The organism is Thiolapillus sp. (genome assembly GCF_048562965.1).
Classification (GTDB): domain Bacteria; phylum Pseudomonadota; class Gammaproteobacteria; order Chromatiales; family Chromatiaceae; genus Thiolapillus; species Thiolapillus brandeum_A.
This window is the reverse complement of the sequence record NZ_JBHNMF010001454.1, coordinates 1-619: the sequence shown is the minus strand read 5'-3', so window position 1 is coordinate 619 and position 619 is coordinate 1. Positions and strand designations below refer to the sequence as shown.

General features: G+C 55.1%; 1 protein-coding gene. It reads left to right on the top strand.

Annotated elements, in window-relative coordinates; genetic code table 11:
- Positions 1-55 precede the first annotated feature (55 nt).
- Positions 56-619, top strand: a 564-nt coding sequence (locus ACOCD2_RS24910; protein WP_293652601.1) for a nuclease-related domain-containing protein, incomplete at its 3' end; no start/stop codon positions are given.

Genomic DNA, 619 nt, shown 5'->3' with positions numbered 1-619 from the left:
TAAAGTAAGATCCTCAGGCGCAGACAGACCGCAACCAAAAATAGGGCAGCCAAGCATGGCCGAGATCATTCCTCCACTGAATCGGGAAACCCTAGGCCGGATGACCGCCGGTGAGAAGCGGGTCGCACGACGCCTGAAAGAACTGCTGGAGGATGATTATCTTGTCTGGTACGACATTCCCATAGGCCGGCAACGCCGTTACCCCGATTTCATCATTCTTCATCCGTCTCGGGGATTGCTCTTTCTCGAGGTCAAGGACTGGAAGCCAGACACGCTGAAGAAGATCAGCAAGTCGGATGTCACGCTGCTGACAAACAACGGCATGGTGACCAAACCGCATCCTTTGGAGCAGGCGAGGAGCTACACCTACAGCGTAGTCGACATGTTGGCGCGGGACCCGCATTTGCGGCAAACCAGCAAGGCCTACCGCGGCAATCTGATCATGCCCTGGGGCTGGGGTGTCGTCTTTACCAATATCACGCGCAAACAAATTCAGAAGGCGATACCGGATGACGCCAGGGAAGGGCTGTTGCCTGATCATCTGATGATCTACAAGGATGAAATCACCGCGGGCACCGACGCCGAACAATTCCAGGAACGGCTCTGGGGAATGTTCAAT